The organism is Streptomyces sp. NPDC042336 (assembly GCF_055581985.1).
The window spans coordinates 288,944-312,764 of the sequence record NZ_JBVJEA010000010.1; the positions used below are offsets into that span (position 1 = coordinate 288,944).

Genomic DNA, 23,821 nt, shown 5'->3' on the forward strand with positions numbered 1-23,821 from the left:
GTCGGCACCGTCGCCGGGAGGGTGGTGGGCGGGTGAGTCCGCGCAGGAGTGAGAGCCGTGACCGGATGATCCTCAGTGCCGCCGCCCTGCTGCGTGAGTACGGCGCGAGCGCGACCAGCATCGACCGGGTGCTCGCCCACAGCGGAGCCCCCCGGGGCTCGGTGTACCACCACTTCCCCGGCGGGCGCACCCAGCTCATCGACGAGGCCGTGGCGCTGGCGGGGGACTTCATCGCGGGCCTGGTTGACGCCGCCATGCAGGCCGACGATCCGGTGGAGGCCGTCGACGCGTTCTTCGCGCTGTGGCGCGACCGACTGGTGGAGAGCGGCTTCAGAGCCGGCTGCCCGATCGTGGCGGTGGCCGTCGAGGCGAACGACGAGGCACCCCAGCTGGCCCGCTCCGCCGCCGCCGTCTTCGCCCGCTGGCAGGAAGCCCTCGCGGCCCTCTTCCTGCGGCACGGCCTGGCCGAGGAGCGCAGCCGCCGACTCGGCGCCTTCGTCATCGCCGCGGTCGAAGGCGCGGTGATCATGTGCCGCGCCGAGCAGAGCACCGCCCCGATCGACGCGGCCGCCGCCGAGATCCACGACCTGCTCCGCCACGCCCTGCGTGACCGTCCCGGTGCCCGCTCCGGCCCCCGGCCGTAACCCGCAGCCGTCCAGCCGCTTCACCGCGTACCTCTGAACCTCGAAGGAGTCGCCATGCCCACGCTCGACCGTCAGGACAACGTCTTCGTCCTCGACCTCGGAGACGGCGAGAACCGCTTCCACCCGGACTGGCTCACCTCCGTCAGCGCCGCGCTCGACGAGGTGGAGAAGGCGGAAGGCCCCCGCGCCCTGGTCACCGCCGCCACCGGCAAGTTCTACTCCAACGGACTCGACCTGGACTGGCTGTTCGCCCACGCCGACCAGCACCAGCAGTACGTCGTCTCCGTCCACGGGCTGTTCGCCCGGATGCTGTCCCTGCCGGTCATCACGGTGGCCGCGCTGCAGGGGCACACCTTCGCCGCCGGCGCGATGTTCTCCCTGGCCCACGACTTCCGCGTCATGCGCGCCGACCGCGGCTACTGGTGCCTGCCCGAAGCGGACATCAACATCCCCTTCACCCCCGGCATGGCCGCCCTCATCCAGTCCCGGCTGGCGCCGCGGACCGCGCACGAGGCCATGCTCACCGCCCGCCGCTACGGCGGCACCGACGCCGCGGCCGCCGGCATCGTCGACCGGGCCGTCGCCGAGGACGCCGTGCGCTCCACCGCGATCGAGATCGCCCAGGCACAGGTGAACAAGGCCGGCGACACCGTCGGCACCATCAAGTCCCGCATGTACGCCCCGGCCCTGGCCACCCTGCGCGACACGACGAACCCACTCGGCTGAGCCACCACCTCGAGTCCCCCGTGGGCCCGGCGCAACAGAGAACCCCCGGGTCGACGACTCGGGGGAGCCCGGCCGGGCCCGCCACAGCCGACGGCCGGCGCCGTTGGGCCCGTTGTCAGTGCTCGCGGCCAGGGTCTCTGGCGCGCGGCCGGCTTCCGGGGGTTCCAGCTCCGAAGGCAATGGTTGCGCCCCCGGCCTGTCCGGGGGCGGCCCGGAGACTCGTCCGGGACAGCGGCGGCCACAGAACTCAGGACGGAGATGGGCGGAAGGGCTCCTGCGATGCGGACCCGCTCCGGGTGGACGCCACCAGCGCGGTGAAGCGGACCCATCTCCGGGAGAGACGGGAACTCAGTCGGGGAGCACCTTCGCGCATGCGCCGATTCCCTGTCCCAGCCCCTCGGTCACCACAGGCCGGTGGCCGAGGCTTTCACGGAACAGCCGAACGCCCGGACCCCTGGGTTCAGTTGCCGGGTTCTGGCCCGTACCACTGGAGCGCCTGGCCCGTGACGGCGGCGATGCATTCGAAGTCCCGGTCGCGGTGGAGGAGGGTCAGTCCCTGCAACTCGGCCGTCGCCGCCACCACGAGGTCGACGGCTCCGGCACTGCGGTGCTGTCCGCGCTGGGTGAGGATGTCCTGGACCTGCCAGGCGCGGTCGTAGGCGCGGTCGTCGACCGGCACCCAACCGAAGAGCAGACGCAGGTCCTCGATGCCTTGGGCACGGGCGGCGGCGCAACGCGCGCTGTAGCAGAACTCCAGCTCGGTGATGGGGCACGTGGCGATGAGCCCGGCTGCCGCCGCCTGGTCCCAGCCGTGTTGCTCGGCGTCGCCGCGCAGCATCCGGGCGAGTGCGCTGGTGTCGATCAGGAACTGAGCGGCGTTCACCGACGGTAGTTTCCCTAGTCCTCGAGGAGATCGAGATCGAAGGCGCCCTCGGCCGCCGCTGCCCGCAGGCGGGTGAGGGCAAGAGCCCGCCGCCGGTTCTCCAGCACCTCGCGCAGGGCGGTGTTCACCGTCTCCTTCTTGATGCTGGTGCCGAGGGCCTTGGCCACGTCGGCGACCAGCTGATCATCGAGATCGATTACGGTGCGAGTCATTGATGCACCTCCGCAGAGGAGGGCACGCCGCCCTGCGATTGGCCTAGACGACAAGAAACCCCCGGGTCGATGACCGGGGGGTTTCGCATGGAGCGGGTGACGAGAATCGAACTCGCGCTCTCAGCTTGGGAAGCGACGGCGCTTGTGCGCCGTGGAGCTGCTGACCTGCGTGGATCCAATGTGCTGCGGTAGGCGTGGGCGTCCTGTGGCACTGCTGTTGACCGTAGGTGTCCGCTCTGAAGGGCACACCGTGGGCACGACACTGCGATGCGGACGACCACTTCGCTGATGTGGATTGCTCGGTGTGCGGGCTTGGGGATGCGCAGAGTGGCTGAGCGCGGCAGTCGCGGTCGCACATGGCTGCCGGGCCCTCGCCTCGGCTCGGTGGGCGCGGCCAGCATCCGATGATCCGAAGAACTAGGCACTTGCGTGTGTCAATCCGGTACATGGACTACTCTTGGTACATGTCCATGAAGCGCACGAACGTCTACGCCGACCCCGAGGACCTGGCGATCATCAAGGAGGCCGCGAAGCGTCGGGGGATCAGCGAGGCCGAGATCATCCGCCAGGGCATCCACCTCGCGGCCATGGCGAACAGGGTCTGGGACGAGCCGCTGTTCTCGCGCACCTTCGAGGGGACGGGCCGCACGCCCTCCAAGGCGGAGGTCCGTGATGCGGTCGCCGACGCCGTCCGCCGTGAGGCCGACTCGAGTTCCGGAACCGCCGCGTGATCATTGTCATCGCCGACACGTCCGGCCTCCTGGCGGCCCTGGACTCGGCTCACCCGGAACACCGGGCGGCGAACGAGGCGATCATGGCGGCCGGCCTCCTGGTCATGTCCCCATTGCTGCTGGCCGAACTGGACCACGTCGCCACGCGCGAGCTCGGCAGGGCGGCCGCCCTCGGCGCGGTCGACGACCTCCGGCGCTGGATGAGCCGGGGGCGCGTCGTCATGCCGGAGATCACGGAGGACCACCTGGGCGCCGCCCAGTCCGTCCGTGTCCGCTACCGTGCGCTGGACCTCGACCTCGCCGACGCGGTCAATGTGGCGCTCGCCGCCGACTACGACACGGACGCGATCCTCACCCTCGACCGACGTGACTTCCGGGCCGTACGCCCCTTGGGCCACCACAAGGTGTTTCGGGTACTCCCCGACGATCTCCCGCTCTGATACGACGAGAGCCGAACTCGCGCTCGTCGCTCGGGAAGTGACGGTGCTCGGGCAACTCGTGCGGCTCTGGTACTTACGGATGTTGTGCAGCAGGGTGGGAACGGTGGTCGCTGAGAACACATGCAGTCGTGTCTCCACCATGCTGTCCGCGCTACGTCGGCCTCACTTCCGTGGGGTTCACGCAGGAGCTCTCCCACACCTCCCGGACATCACGGCTGACCAGTGTGCGCAGTGCGGGCCATAGGCTGACCAGAAGGTCGCGACTGAGGAACCGGACCAGATCGTCTTGCGCTCCCTCGGTCAGGACGATCCGGTAGTAGTTCATCCACAGCCGCGGCTGATCGAGATCGAGGGTGGTCAGCCCCGACCGTGCCAGATGCAGCGGCAAGGTCACTGTGCCGTGCTGAGGGCCGACGAGCTCGAAAGGTCGGCAGGCGCGCGCCGAGCGGACTTGGCGCGGCGAAGTGCGGTGGGGCTACTTGATCCGCAGACTGACGCAAGCCCTTCTCAGGTAGGCCCTTAACAAGCGATGCTCTTCATCTCTTGGTGATCGGGTAGCAAAAGAGGGCGACGGTAGGGCAAAATAGCTGCTCAGCTCCTTGATGGTCCTTGAATGCCTGAAGCGCGACCCATGAGTCGCGCCCGCTTGTCGATGTGCGCACCGTCGGTGCGCTGATTGACGCTCCCGCTGTCGCCTCTCTACCGTTCCCTCATCGGGAGCAACCAGGACGTTGTACGGGGGTTTCATGGACGGTACGGGTCTCAGCGACGATCGCCTGCTGTCGAGGGCCGAACTCGCGGAACTGGCCGGGGTGATGCGGCCAGCAATCACCAACTGGCAACGTCGGTACGAGGATTATCCGGAGCCGGTCAGGACGGGGGAAACGGAACTATTCAGTCTACGGGCGGTCCTCCGCTGGCTCGACTCCCGTCAGATCCCGTCACGTGCGCGTGCGTCCGATGAGCCGGCAGGGTTCACCTATGCCGACCGTATGCGGCGGAACCTCGTCGCGTCGGACGATGCCCGCCAGGGAGCGGCCGCGCTGGGTGGTGAGGCAACCGGCAGCGGTCCGTTGAGCGACGAAGAAGAGCGTGCGCGGCAACTTGCGCGATTGCTGGGACCGATGGCAGACGCCGTGCGCGGCGGCGCATCGATGACGGACTACCTTGCCTTGCTCCTCTCTCTGGTCTTTCTTCGGGTGAGCGGAAGCCCGCGCTCGGTGTCGCTCCCGCGTACGGTGCGGTCTCGATCCAGGGCTGCCACGGCGACGTTGTTGCAGGAGATCGGGGAAGCAGCCGACGAGGCGCTGCGCCTGCGCGGTGTGCCGCCGGGCATGCGGACAGCCCTCGTCAGGCTGGAACCTCGGGAGTACGGGGATGTTGTCGAGGTGATCCGCCTGACCGACGGCTTGGGGATCGACGAGTTCCGACAACTGGTGGATCAATTCGGCTCCCGAGCCGCGCTTCCCAGCGGAGAGTTCTTCACCCCACGTGCCGTGGTGCGGCTGATGCGGGACGCCGCCCTAGGGGACGAGGACTCCGCGCGATGCGTCTACGACCCGTATGCGCGCGCAGGCGAGATGCTTGACGGAGTCGCTGAACGCCTCGGTGGTGTCGTGCCTCTGACTCTGCGTGGTGAGAGTCCGCAGCGCGGCACACTTCGGCTCGCCGGAATGAACCTCGCGCTGCACGGTATTCCGGTTGAACTGGAAGCCGGCACCGCGGCCCCATGGAACGAACGTGCCTGGCCGAAGGGCCACCGGGTCGACCTCATTCTGACTAATCCGCCTTTCAACGCTCACGGGGCCGTGCCGAAGCCGCGTGAGGGCATCGACTGGCCGTACGGACCGCCTCCCCCCGGTAGTCCTGCCTTCGCCTGGCTCCAGCACGTCCTGGTGTCGCTCAAGGACGAGGGCCGTGCGGGTGTGGTGATGCCGGTCAGTGCGGGCACCTCCACAGACGTTCGGGAGCGGGAGATCCGGAGCAGGCTGGTGGAGGATGGCGCCGTCGAATGCATTGTCGCGTTGCCGCCTCAGCTCTTTTCCGGGGCTCAGGTGTCCGTCTGCTTGTGGTTCTTGCGGAGATCCGCGGCGGTGCGCGAGGACATCCTGTTCGTGGACGCCCGGGACCTGGGTGACAAGGCGACTCGCGGACCCCGAGTCCTCTCCGACGAACACGTCGGGGCTGTCACGAAAACCATTCAGGCATGGCGACGAGGGACCGGATTCCGCCTCGGTCGGCAGAGCGCGGGCCATCTTGCGGTCGCTGCTCCGCTGGAGGCGGTGCGGGCTGCCGGTTACTCGCTCAGCCCCGCCGACTATGCGGACAGATGGATGTCCACGGCGTCACCGGCTGAAGCGGCTACCGAGGCAGCAGCCACGGAGCGGGTGCTCGCCGAGGCGAGGCGTCGAACGAAAGCCCTGGACGGCACGGTCGATGCGCTCTCGTACGGCCCGTTGTCGTCAGCCACCGTGCTCTCGTACGACGGGCTACCTCATGACTGGCGTCGGGTTCCGCTGGGAGAACTGGTCGACATCATGGCTGGTCCGTCCTACACACGTCTGCCGGCCGAGGTTCGCTCCGCGGCAGGCGATCTCCGTGTCGTGATGCCCAAGCACCTGCGTGAGGGTCGTATCGACGATCGTGACATGGAGAAAGTAAGCGTGGATGTCGCCCGCGCACTGGCAAGGTTCCGTCTCAGGTCCGGAGACATTCTGTGCGTGCGTTCCGGTGCCCAGATGCCCCCTGCCTTGGTCGAGAAGGCGCAGGACGGCTGGCTATTCAGCACCAACCTGTTGCGGCTGCGTGCCCTGGAGACGGATGGGGAGCCACTTGTCCTTCCCGGCTACCTGCTCGCCTACTTGTCTCTGCCGGAGACGGTGCACTGGCTCAAGGAGTATGCCCGCGGCACCGCTGTTCCTTCCCTCAGCGCCGCCACACTGGCACTTCTGCCCGTACCGCTGCCGCCCCTTGCCCATCAGCGGCGAATCAGTGCCGTGCTGGATGCCGTGGACGCGCAGATCACCGCGCACCGCGAACTCATCCAGGCCGCGACTCGGCACCGCAGCACACTCGCCGCGCATCTACTGACCGGCGTCCTTGTCCCCGAATGACGCACACTCCTCTCCTTTCAGTCCGTCCGCGAAGGAAGACTTCTGTGAATGCTCCGCCGTCCGAGTCACGATTCGGAACGAGGTGCCTGTGGCTGCTCGTGGCAGCGCTGTTCTCGCTCGTGGTGGCTCTTGTCGCTGGGATCCTGAAGACCAGCACCGGAGCCGCATTCGCTGAGGCAGTCCTTTACGGCGGCACTGCTTTTGCCACGTCGATGGGCCTCTGCGTGCTTGTCCTGTCTGCAGTCGGCCAACTCTGAACGAGCCGACACGCTTTTCGGAACATCCTGGTGCGGCCGCGCGCGTTCACCTCTGCTGGGAAGCACCGCGTGCGCGGGCCACAGCTCAACCGTCGGACAGAGTGTACAAACGGTGCGATTCCCTGGTCGATGTACACAACAAAGAAGGCCCGGGTCTCTGACCTGGGCCCTCTTCATGGAGCGGGTGACGAGAATCGAACTCGCGCTCTCAGCTTGGGAAGCTGATGTTCTACCATTAAACTACACCCGCGTAAGACGCCGACCGAGGTCGGTGCCTGGACGCTCGCTCACTCTACCCCATGCCCGGCCCCCGGTGTTCGCGCCGTGGGGCCGGTGGTCGTTCGGGGGTGGGGGACGAGGCTGCGGGGGCTGCGAGTTGGGGCGTACCGTGGGGGCCCCGGAGAGGGTGTGCGTGAGGGCGGAGTGCCGCCTGGAGAGTCGTCTCTTTCATCCCGTACTGTGGCTTTTGTCGTCAGGGTAGTAAGCCAGACGCGGCTCTTGGGGAAGGGACTTGAAGGACTTGATGGAGCGCACCGTCGTCCGCTGTGCCGATGGGCACGTGTTCACCGCCACCTCGTTCCCGATGCAGCAGGCCGATCGACTCGGCCCCGGCCGGCTCGTCCGATGTCCGCGGTGTGCGCGGCTGCGGAGCGCCGTGCCGGTGGGTGCGGAGAAGCGGTAGCAGCAGCGGTACAGGTACAGCCCGGGCGCGCGGCGCGGCGGCGGTTGTCGCTGCTCCGCGCGCCTTGCGTATCCTCGGTGCGTGCTTCTCTCAGACAAGGACATCCGGGCCGAGATCGACGCCGGACGGGTCCGCATCGAGCCCTTCGACGACTCCATGGTGCAGCCGTCGAGCATCGACGTGCGCCTCGACCGCTACTTCCGGGTGTTCGAGAATCACCGGTACCCGCACATCGACCCCTCCGTCGAGCAGGTGGACCTGACCCGGCTCGTGGAGCCGGAGGGCGACGAGCCGTTCATCCTGCACCCCGGTGAGTTCGTGCTGGCCAGTACGTACGAGGTCATCACCCTCCCCGACGACCTGGCCTCGCGGCTGGAGGGGAAGAGTTCGCTCGGGCGGCTCGGGCTCGTCACGCACTCCACCGCCGGGTTCATCGACCCGGGCTTCTCGGGGCACGTGACGCTGGAGCTGAGCAATCTCGCGACCCTCCCGATCAAGCTGTGGCCGGGGATGAAGATCGGGCAGCTGTGCATGTTCCGGCTCACCTCGCCGGCCGAGCACCCGTACGGGAGCGAGCGCTACGGGTCCCGTTACCAGGGGCAGCGGGGGCCGACCGCCTCCCGCTCCTTCCTCAATTTCCATCGGACCCAGGTATGAACCCAGTGATGAGCAGGACGCGCGCATGAGTGATGTTCGGGAGAATCTGACCTACGAGCAGTTCGGCGTCGCCGTGCGCGAACTCGCACAGGCCGTCGCCGACGACGGGTACGAGCCGGACATAGTGCTGTCCATCGCCCGCGGGGGCGTCTTCGTCGCCGGCGGGCTGGCGTACGCGCTCGACTGCAAGAACATCCACCTCGTGAACGTGGAGTTCTACACCGGGGTCGGGACCACGCTCGACATGCCCGTCATGCTCGCGCCGGTCCCGAACGTCATCGACTTCTCCGACAAGAAGGTCCTGATCACCGACGACGTCGCCGACACCGGCAAGACGCTCAAGCTGGTGCGGGACTTCTGCCTCGACACGGTCGCCGAGGTCCGCAGCGCGGTGATCTATGAGAAGTCCCACTCCCTCGTCCAGTGCGAGTACGTGTGGAAGCGGACCGACGAGTGGATCAACTTCCCGTGGAGCGTTCAGCCCCCCGTCGTGCGGCGGGACGGACAGGTGCTCGACGCCTGATCTGCGGGGCGGCGAAGACGGGAAGGGCCCCGGCGTGACGCACACGCCGGGGCCCCCTCGTACGCCGACGGCTAGAACGTGCCGAGCTTCACGATCGACAGCAGGGCGATCAGCTGGATCGCACAGGCGCCGAGCGCCTTCGGCCAGGGCAGGTCGTGGGAGCGGCTGACCATCAGGGTCAGCAGGGCGCCGGCCGCGACCCAGGTGGCCCAGCCCAGGATCTGGACGAAGGGCGCGTCGCCGCCGGCGAACATCGCGACGACCAGGCGCGGGGCGTCCGTGAGGGACATGATCAGCATGGAGAGCCCGACCGTGGGCTGCCAGGCGCCGTCGCCGCCGAGCTGGCGGGCCAGGGTGTGGGTGACCACGCCCAGGACGAAGGCGCTCAGCACCAGCGCCACCGCCGTGGTCAGGACGATCGGGATGGCGTTCGAGAGGGTGGCGTTGATCGCCTCCTCGCGGGCGCCGTCGAACCCGAAGACGGCCAGCAGGCCGTAGAGGAAGGTCACGATGAGCGCTGGGGCCCACATCGCGTAGTCCCGCATCTGGAGGAAGGTCGGGTTGGGCGCGAGGATCACGCCCTTCAGGAGGTCCTTCCAGTGCAGGCGGGGGCCGACCGGGCCGGGGGCCGGGGAGGAACCGGCGCGGTAGGTGTCGCCCTGGTTGTAGGGGTCGTCGACCGTGAACGCCTGTGTGTGGCCCGGGTTGTTGGCCGCGTACGGGTCGTACGGGGGCTGCTGGGGGTGCCCGCCGGGGCCCTGCCCGTAGCCGCCGTCGCCGAAGTACTCCGGCTCGCCGTGTCCGCCCTGTGCGGGGTGACCGCCGCCGTGGGCCTGGGGCCACGGGGAGCCGCCGGGCGCGGGGGCGCCGCCCCCGTACGGCTGCTGCGGGTACGGGGGCTGAGGCGCCGCGGGGCCGCCGTACGACGGTCCCTGGGGCGCCTGCTGTCCGTACGGGGGGCGTTGCGGTCGCGCGTTTGGAGCGCCGTTGTCCCGGCCGCGTCCGATCCTGAATCCAGCCACGCCTTCGAACGTACCTGGTCCCGGAGAGTGACGTGCGGGGCCCGGCCGTTCGGGGGGTCCTTTGCGGCCGAGCTGTGACATCCCCTACGGGTGCTCCCCGAGGAGTCCCCGAGGTCCGACCGGCCCACTCGCGGCGTCCGCCCGCCGGTCCCCTACGGGGTCAGGAACTGCGACGTGGAGAAGGTGACCGCGGCCCGTGCCGTCAGCAGGCCCTTCGCGGCGCCCCGGTGGACCTCGATGGAGTCCTTCGTGTCGCCCTGGGAGGTGCGCACCACCAGGTCGGCGAGTCCGTCGCCGTCGAAGTCGCCGGCCGTCAGCACCCGTGTCGTGCCCGTCGTCGTGGGCCGCACCGTGACCGCCGCCCGGGTCGTGGGCCCGGCCTTGCGGCCCGGGAGGACGCGTACGCCGGAGCCGCTGGAGACCAGCTCGCTCAGGCCGTCGCCGTCGAAGTCGGCGGCGTCGAGCACCGAGCCCGGGGCGTCGAGGCTGCCGCGTGTCGCGGTGGGCAGGTCGTAGCGCATCGCGGTGCCGTCCGGGCCGCCCACGGCCGCGTCGAGCGCCTTGCCCCGGCCGAAGGCGCCCAGCGCGATGTCGACGCCGGCGGGCAGGGTGGCCCCGGTGCGGGCCGGTCCGGCGGGGCCGCCCAGGACGAGGGCCGCCTTGCCGGGGCCCGCGGAGGTGCGGACGACCAGGTCGTCGTACCCGTCGCGGTTCACGTCGGTGGCGGGGCCGGTCGGCGCCTCGCCGGGGGACGGGACGGGCGCGCCGGCCTGGTGCGGGACGCCCTTGCGGGTGAAGGGGCCGCGCAGATGGCTGAGGCGGCCGGCCGAGGCGTGGACGACCAGGTCCTCGGCGCCGTCGCCGTCGAAGTCGCCGCACACCGGGCGCTCGGGCCAGTCGTTGCCGTAGCGGGCGCGGTCGGGGATGGTCAGCGGGACCGCGCGGCCGGTCGGTCCCGACGGGGAGCCGAAGAGGAGCTGGAGGGGGACCGGGGGGCGGCCCTGGCCGTCGTAGGGCGGGTCGGTGGTGACCACCAGGTCGGTGAAGCCGTCGCCGTCGAGGTCGCAGCTCGCCTCCGCCTCGAAGACGGCCGGCAACTGGCCGTCCACGGGCGTCGCGTGTTTCTTCGGCGTGAGCAACTGCCGGGCTCGCGGCACCAGTCCGCGGGGCGAGCCGTAGACGATCCCGATGCCCGCGTCGTCCGCGTGGCTCTCCGCCGTGACCAGGTCGTCGAGGACCAGGTCGCGGTGGCCGTCGCCGTTGAAGTCGTCGGGGACCTCGCTGCCCTCGCCGTGCGGGACGGGGAGCGGGGCGGGGGCCTGGGCGGCGCGTACGGGAGTGGGGGCGGCGTCCTCGGCGGCGGGTGCCCGGCCGTGGCCGCAGGCGGTGAGCAGCAGCAGGCAGCCGGCGGCGGCCGTGCCGGTCAGGGTGCTTCTTCGCAGGCGCCGCACCGTTCACCTCGTCCGTATCGACCCGTACCACCATTACCGACAACGACCGGGTAATCATGCACGCGTTCGACATACGGCGACACCCCCGGGTCCGCAGGGAGCCCGGGGGTGTCGGTCGTGTGCGTGAGCGTCGGCTACTTCACCGGTTCCGGCGTCGGCTCGTTCTCCGGCTCCGGCTCGCCGGTGGGGTCGGCCGGGGTCTTGACGGAGTCCAGCAGGAGCTGGGCGACGTCGACGACCTGGATGGACTCCTTGGCCTTGCCGTCGTTCTTCTTGCCGTTGACCGAGTCGGTCAGCATCACCAGGCAGAAGGGGCAGGCCGTGGAGACGATGTCCGGGTTCACGCTCAGCGCCTCGTCGACGCGCTCGTTGTTGATGCGCTTGCCGATCCGCTCCTCCATCCACATCCGCGCGCCGCCGGCGCCGCAGCAGAAGCCGCGCTCCTTGTGGCGGTGCATCTCCTCGTTGCGGACGCCCGGGACGGCGGCGATGATCTCGCGCGGGGGCGTGTAGATCTTGTTGTGGCGGCCCAGGTAGCAGGGGTCGTGGTAGGTGATGATGCCCTCGACCGGGGTGACCGGGACCAGCTTGCCCTCGTCCACCAGGTGCTGGAGCAGCTGGGTGTGGTGGACGACCTCGTAGTCGCCGCCGAGCTGCGGGTACTCGTTGCCGAGGGTGTTGAGGCAGTGGGGGCAGGTCGCGACGATCTTCTTGGCCGACTTCGGCTTCGCCGACTCCGGCACGACCTTGCCGTCCTCGTCCATCTCCTCGCCGAAGGCGGCGTTGAGGGACATGACGTTCTCCATGCCGAGCTCCTGGAACAGGGGCTCGTTGCCCAGGCGGCGGGCGGAGTCACCGGTGCACTTCTCGTCGCCGCCCATGATCGCGAACTTGACTCCCGCGATGTGGAGCAGTTCGGCGAAGGCCTTCGTGGTCTTCTTGGCGCGGTCCTCCAGGGCGCCGGCGCAGCCGACCCAGTAGAGGTACTCGACCTCGGTGAGGTCCTCGATGTCCTTGCCGACGACCGGGACCTCGAAGTCCAGCTCCTTGAGCCACTCCAGGCGCTGCTTCTTCGCCAGGCCCCAGGGGTTGCCCTTCTTCTCCAGGTTCTTGAGCATCGTGCCGGCCTCGGACGGGAAGGCCGACTCGATCATGACCTGGTAGCGGCGCATGTCGACGATGTGGTCGACGTGCTCGATGTCGACGGGGCACTGCTCGACGCAGGCGCCGCAGGTGGTGCAGGACCACAGGACGTCCGGGTCGATGACGCCGTTCTCTTCGAGGGTGCCGATCAGCGGGCGCTCGGCCTCCGCCAGCGCCGCCGCGGGCACGCCCGCCAGCTGCTCCTGGGACGCCTTCTCCTCGCCCTCCATGGTCTTGCCGCCGCCGGCCAGCAGGTAGGGGGCCTTGGCGTGCGCGTGGTCGCGCAGGGACATGATCAGGAGCTTGGGGGAGAGCGGCTTGCCGGTGTTCCACGCGGGGCACTGCGACTGGCAGCGGCCGCACTCGGTGCAGGTGGAGAAGTCCAGCAGGCCCTTCCAGGAGAACTGCTCGACCTGGGAGACGCCGAACACGTCGTCGTCGCCGGGGTCGGTGAAGTCGATCGGCTTGCCGCCCGAGGTCATCGGGAGCAGCGCGCCGAGGGCGGTGCCCCCCTTCGCGTCGCGCTTGAACCAGATGTTGGGGAAGGCCAGGAAGCGGTGCCAGGCCACGCCCATGTCGGTCTTCAGGGCGACCGTGATCATCCAGATGAACGAGGTCGCGATCTTCAGTCCGGCGAAGAAGTAGACGAGGTTCTGCAGCGTTCCGAGGTCCACGTCCTGGAGCGCGGAGACGACCGGGTACGAGATGAAGAACGACGCCTCGTAGCCGTCCACGTGGTGGAGGACGCCCTCCAGCGCGTGCAGCATGAAGATGCAGACGCCGACGATGAGGATGACGGCCTCGACGAAGTACGCCTGGCCGAAGTTGGAGCCCCCGAAGCGGGACTTGCGGCCCGGCCTGCGCGGGTGGCTGAGCTGCCGGATCACGATCAGGACCAGGATGCCGAGCACCGTCATCGTGCCGATGAACTCGACGAAGACGTTGTACGGAGCCCAATCGCCGATGACCGGCAGGATCCAGTCGGCCCGGAAGAGCTGGCCGACGGCGTTGACGATGGTCAGCAGCAGGGAGAAGAAGCCCACCGCGACGAACCAGTGCGCCACACCGACGATGCCCCAGCGGTTCATCCGGGTGTGGCCGAGGAACTCCCTGACCACGGTGACGGTGCGGTCCACGGGGTCGTTGGTCCGCGTTCCGGCCGGTACGGGCTGGCCCAGCCGCATGTAGGTGAAGATCTGCAGGACGGCGCGGCCGAACAGTGCGACGCCGACCACGATCAGGACCAGCGACACGATGATCGCGGCGAGTTGCATTTGGGGGCTCCTCGGGCCTGCGAGGTTACGAGGGGGTGGTGTTACTAAGCGGTAACTTATTCAGTTCGTCTGAGAGTACCCCCATCCTCCGCCGCACTGTAGTCGGACGTGCGGTGATCTGCGTCGCTGAGGCAACCCTGACCCCATCGGCCCCGTACGAACCCGGCGCCCCGTCCGCGGCCCCGCCCGCGCTCCGCCTGTGCCCCGCCCGGTCCGGCGGTGCGGTGCGTCGCAGGGGCAATCGGAGTCCCTGGTGGCGCGTCCTTGCCCGGGGTGATTTTTCCGTTCGTCAGGCCATGGGTGTCGAGAAAATGCAGGTCAGGGCGCCATTGCGCGTAAGGAACGGATAAGAGTTGAGTCCGCCCGACTCACCTCTGTTGACCCATCGCCGGGTGTCGTGCACACTTGAGCCTGTTCCACTCAAGTCAGCTGGAGGTTATTCACCATGGCACGTGCGGTCGGCATCGACCTGGGCACGACTAACTCCGTCGTCAGCGTTCTGGAGGGCGGCGAGCCCACCGTCATCACCAACGCCGAGGGCGCCAGGACCACGCCGTCCGTCGTCGCCTTCGCCAAGAACGGTGAGGTGCTCGTCGGCGAGGTGGCCAAGCGCCAGGCGGTCACGAACGTCGACAGGACCATCCGCTCGGTCAAGCGCCACATGGGCACCGACTGGAAGGTCAACCTGGACGGCAAGGACTTCAACCCGCAGCAGATCAGCGCCTTCGTGCTGCAGAAGCTGAAGCGGGACGCCGAGTCCTACCTGGGCGAGAAGGTGACCGACGCGGTCATCACCGTCCCGGCGTACTTCAACGACGCCGAGCGCCAGGCCACCAAGGAGGCCGGTGAGATCGCGGGCCTCAACGTCCTGCGCATCGTCAACGAGCCGACCGCCGCCGCGCTGGCGTACGGCCTGGACAAGGACGAGCAGGTCATCCTGGTCTTCGACCTCGGTGGCGGTACGTTCGACGTCTCGCTGCTGGAGATCGGCGACGGCGTCGTCGAGGTGAAGGCCACCAACGGTGACAACAACCTCGGCGGTGACGACTGGGACCAGCGCGTCGTCGACTACCTGGTCAAGCAGTTCCAGTCCGGCCACGGCGTGGACCTGGCCAAGGACAAGATGGCCCTCCAGCGCCTGCGCGAGGCGGCCGAGAAGGCCAAGATCGAGCTGTCCTCGTCCACCGAGACCACGATCAACCTCCCCTACATCACGGCCTCCGCCGAGGGCCCGCTGCACCTGGACGAGAAGCTCACCCGCGCCCAGTTCCAGCAGCTGACCTCCGACCTGCTGGAGCGCTGCAAGACGCCGTTCCACAACGTCATCAAGGACGCCGGCATCCAGCTGTCCGAGATCGACCACGTCGTCCTCGTCGGTGGCTCCACCCGTATGCCCGCCGTCGCCGAGCTGGTCAAGGAGCTGACCGGCGGCAAGGACGCCAACAAGGGCGTCAACCCGGACGAGGTCGTCGCCATCGGTGCCGCCCTCCAGGCCGGTGTCCTCAAGGGTGAGGTCAAGGACGTCCTGCTGCTCGACGTCACCCCGCTGTCCCTCGGCATCGAGACCAAGGGCGGCATCATGACCAAGCTGATCGAGCGGAACACGACGATCCCGACCAAGCGCTCGGAGATCTTCACCACCGCCGAGGACAACCAGCCCTCCGTGCAGATCCAGGTCTACCAGGGCGAGCGCGAGATCGCGGCGTACAACAAGAAGCTCGGGATGTTCGAGCTGACCGGTCTGCCGCCGGCGCCCCGCGGCGTCCCGCAGATCGAGGTCGCCTTCGACATCGACGCCAACGGCATCATGCACGTGACCGCGAAGGACCTCGGCACGGGCAAGGAGCAGAAGATGACCGTCACCGGCGGCTCCTCGCTGCCGAAGGACGAGGTCGACCGGATGCGCCAGGAGGCCGAGAAGTACGCGGAGGAGGACCACGCCCGCCGCGAGGCCGCCGAGTCCCGCAACCAGGGCGAGCAGCTCGTCTACCAGACGGAGAAGTTCCTCAAGGACAACGAGGACAAGGTCCCCGGCGAGGTCAAGACCGAGGTCGAGGGTGCCGTCGCCGAGCTGAAGGAGAAGCTCAAGGGCGAGGACACCGCCGAGATCCGCACCGCCACCGAGAAGGTCGCCGCCGTCTCGCAGAAGCTGGGCCAGGCCATGTACGCCGACGCCCAGGCCGCGCAGGCCGCCGGCGGCGAGGCCCCGGGTGCCGGCGCCGGTGCCGACGGCAAGGGCGCCGACGACGACGTCGTGGACGCCGAGATCGTGGACGACGAGCGCAAGGACGGTGCCGCGTGACGGAGGAGACCCCGGGTTTCGACGAGAAGCCCGACGTCCCCTCCGGCGCCACCCCTGACGACGCCGAGCCGCAGGCCGCCTCCGAGGAGGGGGCGGCCCCGGCCGGGGACGCGAGCGAGAACGCGGGCCTGGTGGCCCAGCTGGACCAGGTGCGCACCGCGCTGAACGAGCGCACGGCGGACCTCCAGCGCCTCCAGGCCGAGTACCAGAACTACCGCCGCCGGGTGGAGCGGGACCGCGTCGCGGTCAAGGAGGTCGCCGTCGCGAACCTCCTGTCCGAGCTGCTTCCCGTACTCGACGACGTCGGCCGCGCCCGGGAGCACGGGGAGCTGGTCGGCGGCTTCAAGTCCGTCGCGGAGTCGCTGGAGACCACGGTGGCCAAGCTGGGCCTCCAGCAGTTCGGCAAGGAGGGCGAGCCCTTCGACCCGACGATCCACGAGGCCCTGATGCACTCCTACGCACCGGACGTCACCGAGACGACGTGCGTGGCGATCCTGCAGCCCGGGTACCGGATCGGCGAACGCACCATCCGCCCCGCGCGGGTGGCGGTCGCCGAGCCGCAGCCGGGCGCCCAGACGGTCAAGCCGGCCGAGGCCGGCGCCGAGGGGCAGGACGCCTCCGACGCGGAGGACGACGCCGGGACCAAGGAGAGCGGTGGCCCGGACGAGGGCTGAGCTTGAAGTGACGAGGAAGCCGAGGAAGGAGGGACGTCGAGGATGAGCACGAAGGACTTCATCGAGAAGGACTACTACAAGGTTCTCGGCGTCCCCAAGGACGCCACCGAGGCCGAGATCAAGAAGGCGTACCGGAAGCTCGCCCGCGAGAACCACCCGGACGCCAACAAGGGAAACGTCAAGGCGGAGGAGCGCTTCAAGGAGATCTCCGAGGCCAACGACATCCTCGGTGACCCCAAGAAGCGCAAGGAGTACGACGAGGCCCGCGCGCTGTTCGGCAACGGCGGGTTCCGTCCGGGGCCCGGCGCCGGCGGCGGCACCTTCAACTTCGACCTGGGCGACCTCTTCGGAGGCGGCGCCCAGGGCGGGGGCCAGGGCGCCGGCGGCTTCGGCGGCGGGCTCGGCGACGTCTTCGGGGGCCTGTTCAACCGCACGGGCGGCGGACCCGGCACCGGCACGCGCACGCAGCCGCGGCGCGGGCAGGACATCGAGTCCGAGGTCACCCTGAGCTTCACCGAGGCCATCGAGGGCGCGACCGTGCCGCTCAGGATGTCCTCGCAGGCACCCTGCAAGGCCTGTTCCGGCACCGGCGACAAGAACGGCACGCCGCGCGTGTGCCCGACCTGCGTCGGCACCGGCCAGGTCGCCCGGGGCTCGGGCGGCGGCTTCTCGCTCACCGACCCGTGCCCGGACTGCAAGGGCCGCGGCCTGATCGCCGAGGACCCCTGCGACGTCTGCAAGGGCTCCGGACGCGCCAAGTCCTCGCGGACGATGCAGGTCCGTATCCCCGCCGGGGTGTCGGACGGGCAGCGCATCCGGCTGCGCGGCAAGGGCACGCCGGGCGAGCGGGGCGGTCCGGCGGGCGACCTGTACGTGGTCGTGCACGTCAAGGAACACCCCGTCTTCGGCCGCCGGGGCGACAACCTCACCGTGACCGTCCCGGTCACCTACGCCGAGGCGGCCCTCGGCGGCGAGGTCAGGGTCCCGACCCTGGGCGGTCCGCCCGTCACGCTCAAGCTGCCGGCGGGCACGCCCAACGGCCGCACCATGCGGGCCAGGGGCAAGGGCGCGGTCCGCAAGGACGGCACCCGCGGCGACCTCCTGGTCACCGTGGAGGTGAGTGTTCCGAAGGATCTGACGGGGAAGGCTCGTGACGCGCTGGAGGCGTATCGCGAGGCGACCGCGGACGAGGATCCGCGGGCGGAGTTGTTCCAGGCCGCGAAGGGAGCTTGACGGGAATGGACGGTCGGCGACGCAACCCGTACGAACTGACCGAGGACACCCCGGTCTACGTCATTTCGGTGGCGGCCCAGCTCTCCGGTCTCCACCCGCAGACCCTGCGCCAGTACGACCGCCTCGGCCTGGTCTCCCCTGACCGCACGGCCGGCCGGGGCCGGCGCTACTCGGCCCGCGACATCGAACTGCTCCGACAGGTCCAGCAGTTGTCGCAGGACGAGGGCATCAACCTGGCCGGAATCAAGCGCATCATCGAGCTGGAGAACCAGGTCGCCGAGCTCCAGGCCCGCGCGGCCGAGCTGGCCGCCGCGCTCGACGGCGCGGCCACGGCGATGCGCCAGCGCGAGGCCGCGGTGCACGCGTCGTACCGCCGTGACCTGGTCCCTTACCAAGAGGTACAGCAGACCAGCGCCCTGGTGGTCTGGCGGCCCAAGCGCCACGGCCAGCCCTCGGACTGAGCCGGACCGGCAGGCGGCACAAGGGAAAACGGCATCTACAGCCCCGGAGGACCAACCCGTCCTCCGGGGCTTGTTCACAACGGTGCTGTCTCATTGGTCTAGTACTTCTTGACGATTTGGTGAAGACAGCGTTGGCTTCCTTCACCTGGGTCACCTCGGTACCAACTACACCCGTGTGTCGGAAGGTCTAGCGCAGTGAGCAGCCGTGCCCGTCGTACCGCCATATCCGTGGCCGCGTCCCTGATGACCTTCTCGCTGGCCTCCTGCGGTGTGCTGGGTGCGTCGGAGAGCAGCGACGACGCGAGCCCGACCAAGGGCAACGACCTCCTGGTCGGGTTGCTGCTGCCGGAGAAGGAGAACACGCGCTACGAGCTGTTCGACTACCCCTTCTTCAAGAAGAAGATCGGTGAGCTGACGCGCGACGAGGGCATCGTCAAGTACGCCAACGCCGAGGCCAGCGCCACCAAGCAGGCCGATCAGATGCAGCAGATGATCGAGGACGAGGTCGACGTGATCGTGCTCGACCCGGTCGACGCGCACGCCATCGGGGACTCCGTGCAGAAGGCCAAGGACGCCGGCATCCCCGTCATCGCCTACGACCGGCTGGCCGAGGGCCCGGTCGACGCCTACATCTCCTTCGACAACGAGCTGGTGGGCGAGGTCCAGGGCCGCTCCCTCATCGAGGCGCTCGGCGGCGACCCGGACAGCTCCGACAAGATCGTCATGATGAACGGCTCGTCGACCGACCCGAACGCCAAGCAGTTCAAGGCGGGCGCGCTGTCCGAGCTGAACGGCAAGCTCACGATCGCCCAGTCCTTCGACACCAAGGACTGGAAGCCGGAGAACGCCGAGGCGAACATGACCGAGGCGATCGAGAAGATCGGCAAGAACAAGATCGCGGGTGTCTACTCCGCCAACGACGGCATGGCGGGCGGCATCATCAAGGCCCTGGAGGACGCGGGCGTCACCGACCTGCCCCCGATCACCGGCCAGGACGCGGAGCTCGCGGCGGTCCAGCGGATCGTCACCGGCGAGCAGTACATGAGCGTGTACAAGTCCTACCCGCAGCAGGCCGAGAACGCCGCGGAGATGGCCGTGGCGCGGGTCCAGGGCCGGGACATCCAGTTCGACGCGCTCGCCCGCGACAAGGTCGACAGCCCCACCCACAAGGGCGTGCCGGCCCAGCTCGTCCCCGTCGTCGCGCTCACCAAGGCGAACATCGAGGAGACGGTCATCGCGGACGGCTTCTACAAGGTCAGCGACATCTGCACCGCCAAGTACGCGGACGCGTGCGCGGAGCTGGGCCTGAAGTAGCCCGCGTGCCTTCCGGGTTCCACCGTCGGGGCATTCCGGTCGCAACCGCCGCTTTTCGTTTCCCGTGCGGGGCGGAGCCGTGTTGCGGAGCCGGTCCTGGCCGCGCATAGTTGCGCTGCGGAAGAGCCGGAACCGGGGGTGGGATGGGCGATGGCCGGGCACGGGGCTCAGGAGCACCCGCACGGGGCCGAGCGGCTGTGCGCGGCCGGGGACCGCGTGTACTCCCGGGCCGTACGGCGCGGGAGGGTGCCGCGCCAGGACGCCGAGCCGGTCCCCTGCCTCCTTGAGCTGGCCCTGCTGCACCCCGACCCCGACGACATGGACTGGCTGGTGCCGACCTCCCCGCAGGAGGTCATGACCCGGCTGCTGCGCGGGGTCCACGACGAGGTCAGCGCCAGTCAGCGGCGGGTGGGCTCGGCCGTGGAGGCCTTCGAGTGGTACGCGGACCTCGGCAGGCTGCTCCAGACCCCGGCCGGCACGGAGAGCACGGCGATCCGGGTCCTCGACGGCCTGTCCCGCATCCAGGCCGCGATGGACGAGGCGACGCAGTCCTGTACGACGGAGGTGCTCACCGTCCAGCCCGGCGGCATCCGGCGGGAGCACGAGCTGTCCGAGGGGCTGCACCGGGCGCTGGCGCTGCGCGGGCGCGGGGTGCGGATGCGGGACCTGTACACGCACGTGGCCCGGCACGGCCAGGGCCTGCTCAACTACCTCGAACTCATGGGGGACGCGGTGGAGGCCCGCACCCTGGACGAGGTCATCGACCGCCTCATCCTCTTCGACCGCACGGTCGCCTTCATCCCCGCCAACACCGACCGCACGATGGCCCTCGAACTGCGCCACCCGGCGCTGATCGCCTACCTGGTCACGGTCTTCGAACGCCTGTGGCGCCTGGCGATCCCGCTGACCGCCCCGCTGCCCGACACCGGCATCGAGGGCATCTCGCACCGCGAGCAGTCCATCGCCGCGCTGCTCGCCGAGGGCCACCAGGACGCGGTGATCGCGGAACGCCTCGGCATCAGCGTCCGCACGGCCCGCGCGCACATCGCCCGCCTCTCGGAGACCCTCGGCGCGGCCAGCCGGACGCAGTTGGGCGTCCGCATAGCCCAGGCCGGCCTGGACGGCGCCCCGCGCAGCACCCCGGCCCCCGTCGTCCTCCCTGGCCGAGAATCCCCGACTGCCCGATGAGGTAGCCGAGTTGAGCCCGGCTCTCGCTGCCGAGGATGGCGGCGAGTTCGGCGATGTGGACGCGGGCGGTGCGGACGTTCATCTCCTGCGGACCGTGCTCCGCGTGCGACACCGTCACTGATCGACATCCCTCTGCCTGAGGATTCCCGACTCCGCTATCAGGTAGCCGAGCTGGGCTCGGCTCTCGCTGCCGAGGGTGGCGGCGAGTTTGGCGATGTGGACGCGGGCGGTGCGGACGTTCATGCCGAGGCGGTCGGCGATGTCCGAGTCGGTGTGACCCTCGACGAGCAGGGCGGCGATGGTGCGTTGCCGCGGCGTGACGCCGTTCAGGGACGGGCGTGGGGCCGCCTGCGGATGCATCGGTGTGGCGAGTCGCCACAGGCGCTCGAAGGTGGTCACGAAATAGTTGATGAGGGCGGGGTGACGGACCTCCAGCGCGAGGGTCGCCTCATCGTCCGCGGGGATGAAGGCGACCCGGCGGTCGACGATGATGAGGCGGTCGGTCACCTCGTCGAGGGAGCGCGCCTCGGCGTCTCCGCGCAACTGCTCGTAGCGGGCCCGGACCAGGGGCAAGTGACGCTGGGTGTGCTGGTAGAGGGTGCGGATCCGCCCACCGCGGTCGAGCATCTCCTGGTCTCGGCGCAGTGACAGGTGCTGGGACAATTGTCCGCGCCGGTCGCCGTAGTGCGCGTTGGGCTGGATGCACAGGAGTTCGTTGGTCGCGTCCGCCATGACGTCGCTGATGGCTTCGTTGATCTGTGGGATGCCACTGAGGACACGTACGGCACCGGTGTCGGCACCGGCCGTGCGCCGGCCGTCCACCTGCATCAACGGTTCGAACGTCGCGGACAGTCGGGCTTCCCGCCGCCTCTCCTCGGCGACACGCTGTGCGGATACGTCCAGCATCCGGTGCAGGGCGACGGCCGGAGCGACCGGCTCCAGCCAATCGGGTTCGCCGACGCGCGGCTGCAGCAGCCCATAGGCCGTCAGGCATGGTGTCGCGGCGGCCTCCGGGGCCGGTATGCGGCCTTCACGCAGTGCCTGGGTGTACAGGAGTGTTCCGGCGGTGCAGAGGTCCTCCGGACCGTGCTCCGGATGCGCCTCGTGCGATGCCGTCGTGCGCTCGTGTGCCTCTCCCGTCACAGACCGTCCCCGTCGGTGACGTCCTGGCGTTCCTGTTCCAGGATTCCCGACTGGGCGATGAGGTAGCCCAGCTGGGCGCGACTGCCGCTCCCCAGTGCGGACGCCAGTTTGGCGATGTGCGCGCGGCACGTGCGGACGTTCATGCCCAGGCGCCGGGCGATCGCCTCGTCGACGTGGCCTTCGACCAGGAGCTTGGCTATGGAGTGCTGGATGTCGGTGATGCCGTCGGGAGCGGTTTCGTAGGGGGCGCCGGCGGTGAGCGGCACGGCTCGACCCCAGATGAACTCGAACACCTTGATCAGATAGCGGACCAGCCCGGGGTGGCGGATTTCCAGCGCGACCTGCCGGTCGTCCCGGATGGGGATGAAGGCCACGGTCTCGTCGCAGATGATGAGCCGCTCGACGAGTTCGTCGATGGTGCGGTACTCGGCCTTCCCGTTCGGGAACTGGTCCACGTAGGCCATGCGTTCGGGGCTGTACCGTGCCGTGTGCTGATAGAGGGTGCGGATGCGCACACCGCGGTCGATCAGCGTCCTGTCGCGCTCCAGGCCCTCGATGAGCCTGCGCTCGGGATGCCGGGCACTCGGCTGGACCGTGAGCATCTCGACCACGCACTGGTCCGTGGCCAGATCAAGGGCCGCGTTGATGCGGTCGAGCCCCTCCAGCACGGTGATCGAGTGGGTCGGTGCCGCCCCCTGCGCGCTCAGGGCCATGAAGGGTTCGAAGGCCGCAGCAAGCTTGATCGAGGTGCGCCGGCGCTCCGATATCTCGTGCTCGATCGGATTCAGCCGCCGCGCGAGGGCGACCGCCGGAGACACGGGCAGGAGCCAGTTGGCGTCGTCGGGGTCGGGATGCAGGAGTGCGAACTCCATGAGGCAGGGGACGTGATTCGCCTCGCCACGAGCGATACGTCCGGTGCGCAGGGCGTTCGCGTAGAGGCGTGCCCCCTCCTCGCACAGTTCAGTAACTGCATGGGGATGTGTCGCTTTGGTCTGATTTGCTGGCAAATCTCCACCCCCCAGGGTCCTGAACGTGCAGGAACATGATGCACCGATTGTGTGGCCATGACGTGCCTATATGAGCCATCGTCTTATCCGACGGGGGAAGAGGGGACCTTCAAGTGAGGACGAAGCCGACTATGTCTAAGAGAATGCTTCGCTCGGTGCTTGTCGCCGCCTTCTCCGCCGTTGTGGCCTTCGGAACTCTGAGTGGCCTCTCCGTGGCGAAGGGTGACGCCCGAGCGGACAGCGTCTGGTCGCTTACGACGGTGACCGCTACGCCTGCCGGCGCGGACGGGGAAGCTCTCACAGACGACAGTGTGTGGTCTTGACATGACGACTCCACCCGACGACCGCTCCTTCCGTCGTGAAATGGCCACCGCCTACCGCTCGGGCTGGCACTTCATCGACCTGGTCACCGCGATACCGCACGCCGGTGACTCCCTGATGGTGACCGTCTTCGGAGAGCCGGTCGTCGTCACGCTGGACGAGGACGGCGACGTGCGGGCGTACCGGTGTCTGCGGCGGCCTCGGGGGGCGCCGCAGCCCGTCCGGTGTGCCATCCGGTACGGAATGATCTTTGTGAACCTGGACCAGCGGGACCACCGGCTCGAGGAGCCGGAGATCCCCGAAGTGAGGACCATCTCGGCCACCCCCCGCAGTGCCTGACGCGATTCCCCCGTCGTAACAAATCGCTCAGGTGCTTCCCCCCGGCAGCGGCGTCACCGTGACCTGAACACGGTGACGCCG

Annotated in this window: 21 protein-coding genes, 1 tRNA gene and 1 pseudogene; 14 read left to right on the top strand and 9 right to left on the bottom strand. The window is 69.1% G+C overall.

Annotated elements, in window-relative coordinates; genetic code table 11:
• Window positions 1–65: 65 nt before the first annotated feature.
• Both ACZ6IM_RS23090 and ACZ6IM_RS23095 read left to right on the top strand, forming a co-directional pair.
• A complete protein-coding gene (locus ACZ6IM_RS23090; RefSeq protein WP_469558639.1) occupies window positions 66–644 on the top strand; it encodes a TetR/AcrR family transcriptional regulator in 579 nt (192 codons plus the stop codon).
• Between the two features lie 54 nt (window positions 645–698).
• Window positions 699–1,370, top strand: a complete 672-nt coding sequence (locus ACZ6IM_RS23095; protein ID WP_052836539.1) for an enoyl-CoA hydratase-related protein — start codon at window positions 699–701, stop codon at window positions 1,368–1,370.
• A gap of 460 nt (window positions 1,371–1,830) precedes the next feature.
• Here ACZ6IM_RS23095 and ACZ6IM_RS23100 read toward each other — a convergent pair whose 3' ends face one another.
• On the bottom strand, window positions 1,831–2,253 hold the full coding sequence (locus tag ACZ6IM_RS23100) for a PIN domain nuclease (protein WP_052836538.1): 423 nt from the start codon (window positions 2,251–2,253) through the stop codon (window positions 1,831–1,833).
• A 14-nt stretch (window positions 2,254–2,267) separates the two neighbouring features.
• Window positions 2,268–2,465, bottom strand: coding sequence for a type II toxin-antitoxin system VapB family antitoxin (locus tag ACZ6IM_RS23105; RefSeq protein WP_469558643.1), 198 nt, complete (start codon window positions 2,463–2,465; stop codon window positions 2,268–2,270).
• Window positions 2,466–2,929: 464 nt separating this feature from the next.
• Between ACZ6IM_RS23105 and ACZ6IM_RS23110 the strand changes: the two genes are divergently transcribed.
• The gene (locus tag ACZ6IM_RS23110) at window positions 2,930–3,196 is read left to right on the top strand and encodes a ribbon-helix-helix domain-containing protein (RefSeq protein ID WP_053134376.1); all 267 of its coding nucleotides are present in this window, start codon (window positions 2,930–2,932) and stop codon (window positions 3,194–3,196) included.
• A complete protein-coding gene (locus ACZ6IM_RS23115) occupies window positions 3,193–3,636 on the top strand; it encodes a PIN domain-containing protein (protein WP_466111584.1) in 444 nt (147 codons plus the stop codon). Before ACZ6IM_RS23110 ends, ACZ6IM_RS23115 begins: the two co-directional genes overlap by 4 nt.
• A 151-nt stretch (window positions 3,637–3,787) precedes the next feature.
• Here the strand turns inward: ACZ6IM_RS23115 and ACZ6IM_RS23120 are convergent.
• Window positions 3,788–4,101, bottom strand: a pseudogene (locus ACZ6IM_RS23120) (transcriptional regulator); the annotation flags it as partial.
• 281 nt (window positions 4,102–4,382) lie between these two features.
• Here ACZ6IM_RS23120 and ACZ6IM_RS23125 point away from each other — a divergent pair.
• Complete coding sequence (locus ACZ6IM_RS23125) at window positions 4,383–6,749, top strand: N-6 DNA methylase (RefSeq protein ID WP_469558648.1); 2,367 nt, start codon at window positions 4,383–4,385, stop codon at window positions 6,747–6,749.
• A gap of 433 nt (window positions 6,750–7,182) precedes the next feature.
• Here the strand turns inward: ACZ6IM_RS23125 and ACZ6IM_RS23130 are convergent.
• Window positions 7,183–7,256 (bottom strand) — tRNA-Gly (locus ACZ6IM_RS23130).
• A 513-nt stretch (window positions 7,257–7,769) separates the two neighbouring features.
• Here ACZ6IM_RS23130 and dcd point away from each other — a divergent pair.
• Complete coding sequence (gene dcd / locus ACZ6IM_RS23135) at window positions 7,770–8,345, top strand: dCTP deaminase (RefSeq protein WP_030180420.1); 576 nt, start codon at window positions 7,770–7,772, stop codon at window positions 8,343–8,345.
• A 25-nt stretch (window positions 8,346–8,370) separates the two neighbouring features.
• Window positions 8,371–8,868: a phosphoribosyltransferase gene (locus ACZ6IM_RS23140; RefSeq protein ID WP_052836533.1), complete on the top strand. Its 498-nt coding sequence runs from the start codon at window positions 8,371–8,373 to the stop codon at window positions 8,866–8,868.
• 71 nt (window positions 8,869–8,939) lie between these two features.
• On the opposite strand, the gene ACZ6IM_RS23145 is transcribed toward ACZ6IM_RS23140, so the two are convergent.
• The 3 genes from ACZ6IM_RS23145 to ACZ6IM_RS23155 form a co-directional block, all read right to left on the bottom strand.
• Entirely contained in the window at window positions 8,940–9,971 is a 1,032-nt protein-coding gene (locus ACZ6IM_RS23145; RefSeq protein ID WP_469558653.1) for a Yip1 family protein, read from the bottom strand.
• A gap of 71 nt (window positions 9,972–10,042) precedes the next feature.
• On the bottom strand, window positions 10,043–11,341 hold the full coding sequence (locus tag ACZ6IM_RS23150) for an FG-GAP repeat domain-containing protein (protein ID WP_052836531.1): 1,299 nt from the start codon (window positions 11,339–11,341) through the stop codon (window positions 10,043–10,045).
• 134 nt (window positions 11,342–11,475) lie between these two features.
• Window positions 11,476–13,758 (bottom strand): (Fe-S)-binding protein, encoded by a 2,283-nt coding sequence (locus ACZ6IM_RS23155; protein WP_469558657.1) that lies wholly within the window; start codon window positions 13,756–13,758, stop codon window positions 11,476–11,478.
• A gap of 445 nt (window positions 13,759–14,203) precedes the next feature.
• Here ACZ6IM_RS23155 and dnaK point away from each other — a divergent pair, with 445 nt between their 5' ends.
• The 6 genes from dnaK to ACZ6IM_RS23185 all read left to right on the top strand — a co-directional run bounded on the left by dnaK (window position 14,204) and on the right by ACZ6IM_RS23185 (window position 20,930).
• The gene (gene dnaK / locus ACZ6IM_RS23160) at window positions 14,204–16,060 is read left to right on the top strand and encodes a molecular chaperone DnaK (RefSeq protein ID WP_052836529.1); all 1,857 of its coding nucleotides are present in this window, start codon (window positions 14,204–14,206) and stop codon (window positions 16,058–16,060) included.
• Entirely contained in the window at window positions 16,057–16,734 is a 678-nt protein-coding gene (grpE, locus tag ACZ6IM_RS23165) for a nucleotide exchange factor GrpE (RefSeq protein WP_469558660.1), read from the top strand. The genes dnaK and grpE overlap by 4 nt, the downstream gene beginning before the upstream one ends.
• Before the next feature lie 42 nt (window positions 16,735–16,776).
• Window positions 16,777–17,967 (top strand): molecular chaperone DnaJ, encoded by a 1,191-nt coding sequence (dnaJ, locus tag ACZ6IM_RS23170; protein ID WP_052836527.1) that lies wholly within the window; start codon window positions 16,777–16,779, stop codon window positions 17,965–17,967.
• A 5-nt stretch (window positions 17,968–17,972) separates the two neighbouring features.
• Window positions 17,973–18,428, top strand: a complete 456-nt coding sequence (locus ACZ6IM_RS23175; RefSeq protein ID WP_030191328.1) for a heat shock protein transcriptional repressor HspR — start codon at window positions 17,973–17,975, stop codon at window positions 18,426–18,428.
• A 195-nt stretch (window positions 18,429–18,623) separates the two neighbouring features.
• A complete protein-coding gene (locus ACZ6IM_RS23180) occupies window positions 18,624–19,742 on the top strand; it encodes a sugar ABC transporter substrate-binding protein (protein ID WP_052836526.1) in 1,119 nt (372 codons plus the stop codon).
• 150 nt (window positions 19,743–19,892) lie between these two features.
• Window positions 19,893–20,930 (top strand): helix-turn-helix transcriptional regulator, encoded by a 1,038-nt coding sequence (locus tag ACZ6IM_RS23185; protein WP_052836525.1) that lies wholly within the window; start codon window positions 19,893–19,895, stop codon window positions 20,928–20,930.
• 114 nt (window positions 20,931–21,044) lie between these two features.
• On the opposite strand, the gene ACZ6IM_RS23190 is transcribed toward ACZ6IM_RS23185, so the two are convergent.
• Together ACZ6IM_RS23190 and ACZ6IM_RS23195 are read right to left on the bottom strand one after the other, a co-directional pair.
• Window positions 21,045–22,073 (bottom strand): helix-turn-helix transcriptional regulator, encoded by a 1,029-nt coding sequence (locus ACZ6IM_RS23190; RefSeq protein WP_052836524.1) that lies wholly within the window; start codon window positions 22,071–22,073, stop codon window positions 21,045–21,047.
• Window positions 22,070–22,945, bottom strand: a complete 876-nt coding sequence (locus ACZ6IM_RS23195) for a helix-turn-helix transcriptional regulator (RefSeq protein WP_469558665.1) — start codon at window positions 22,943–22,945, stop codon at window positions 22,070–22,072. Before ACZ6IM_RS23195 ends, ACZ6IM_RS23190 begins: the two co-directional genes overlap by 4 nt.
• Window positions 22,946–23,404: 459 nt before the next feature.
• Between ACZ6IM_RS23195 and ACZ6IM_RS23200 the strand changes: the two genes are divergently transcribed.
• Window positions 23,405–23,740: a Rieske (2Fe-2S) protein gene (locus ACZ6IM_RS23200; RefSeq protein ID WP_052836518.1), complete on the top strand. Its 336-nt coding sequence runs from the start codon at window positions 23,405–23,407 to the stop codon at window positions 23,738–23,740.
• Window positions 23,741–23,821 lie beyond the last annotated feature (81 nt).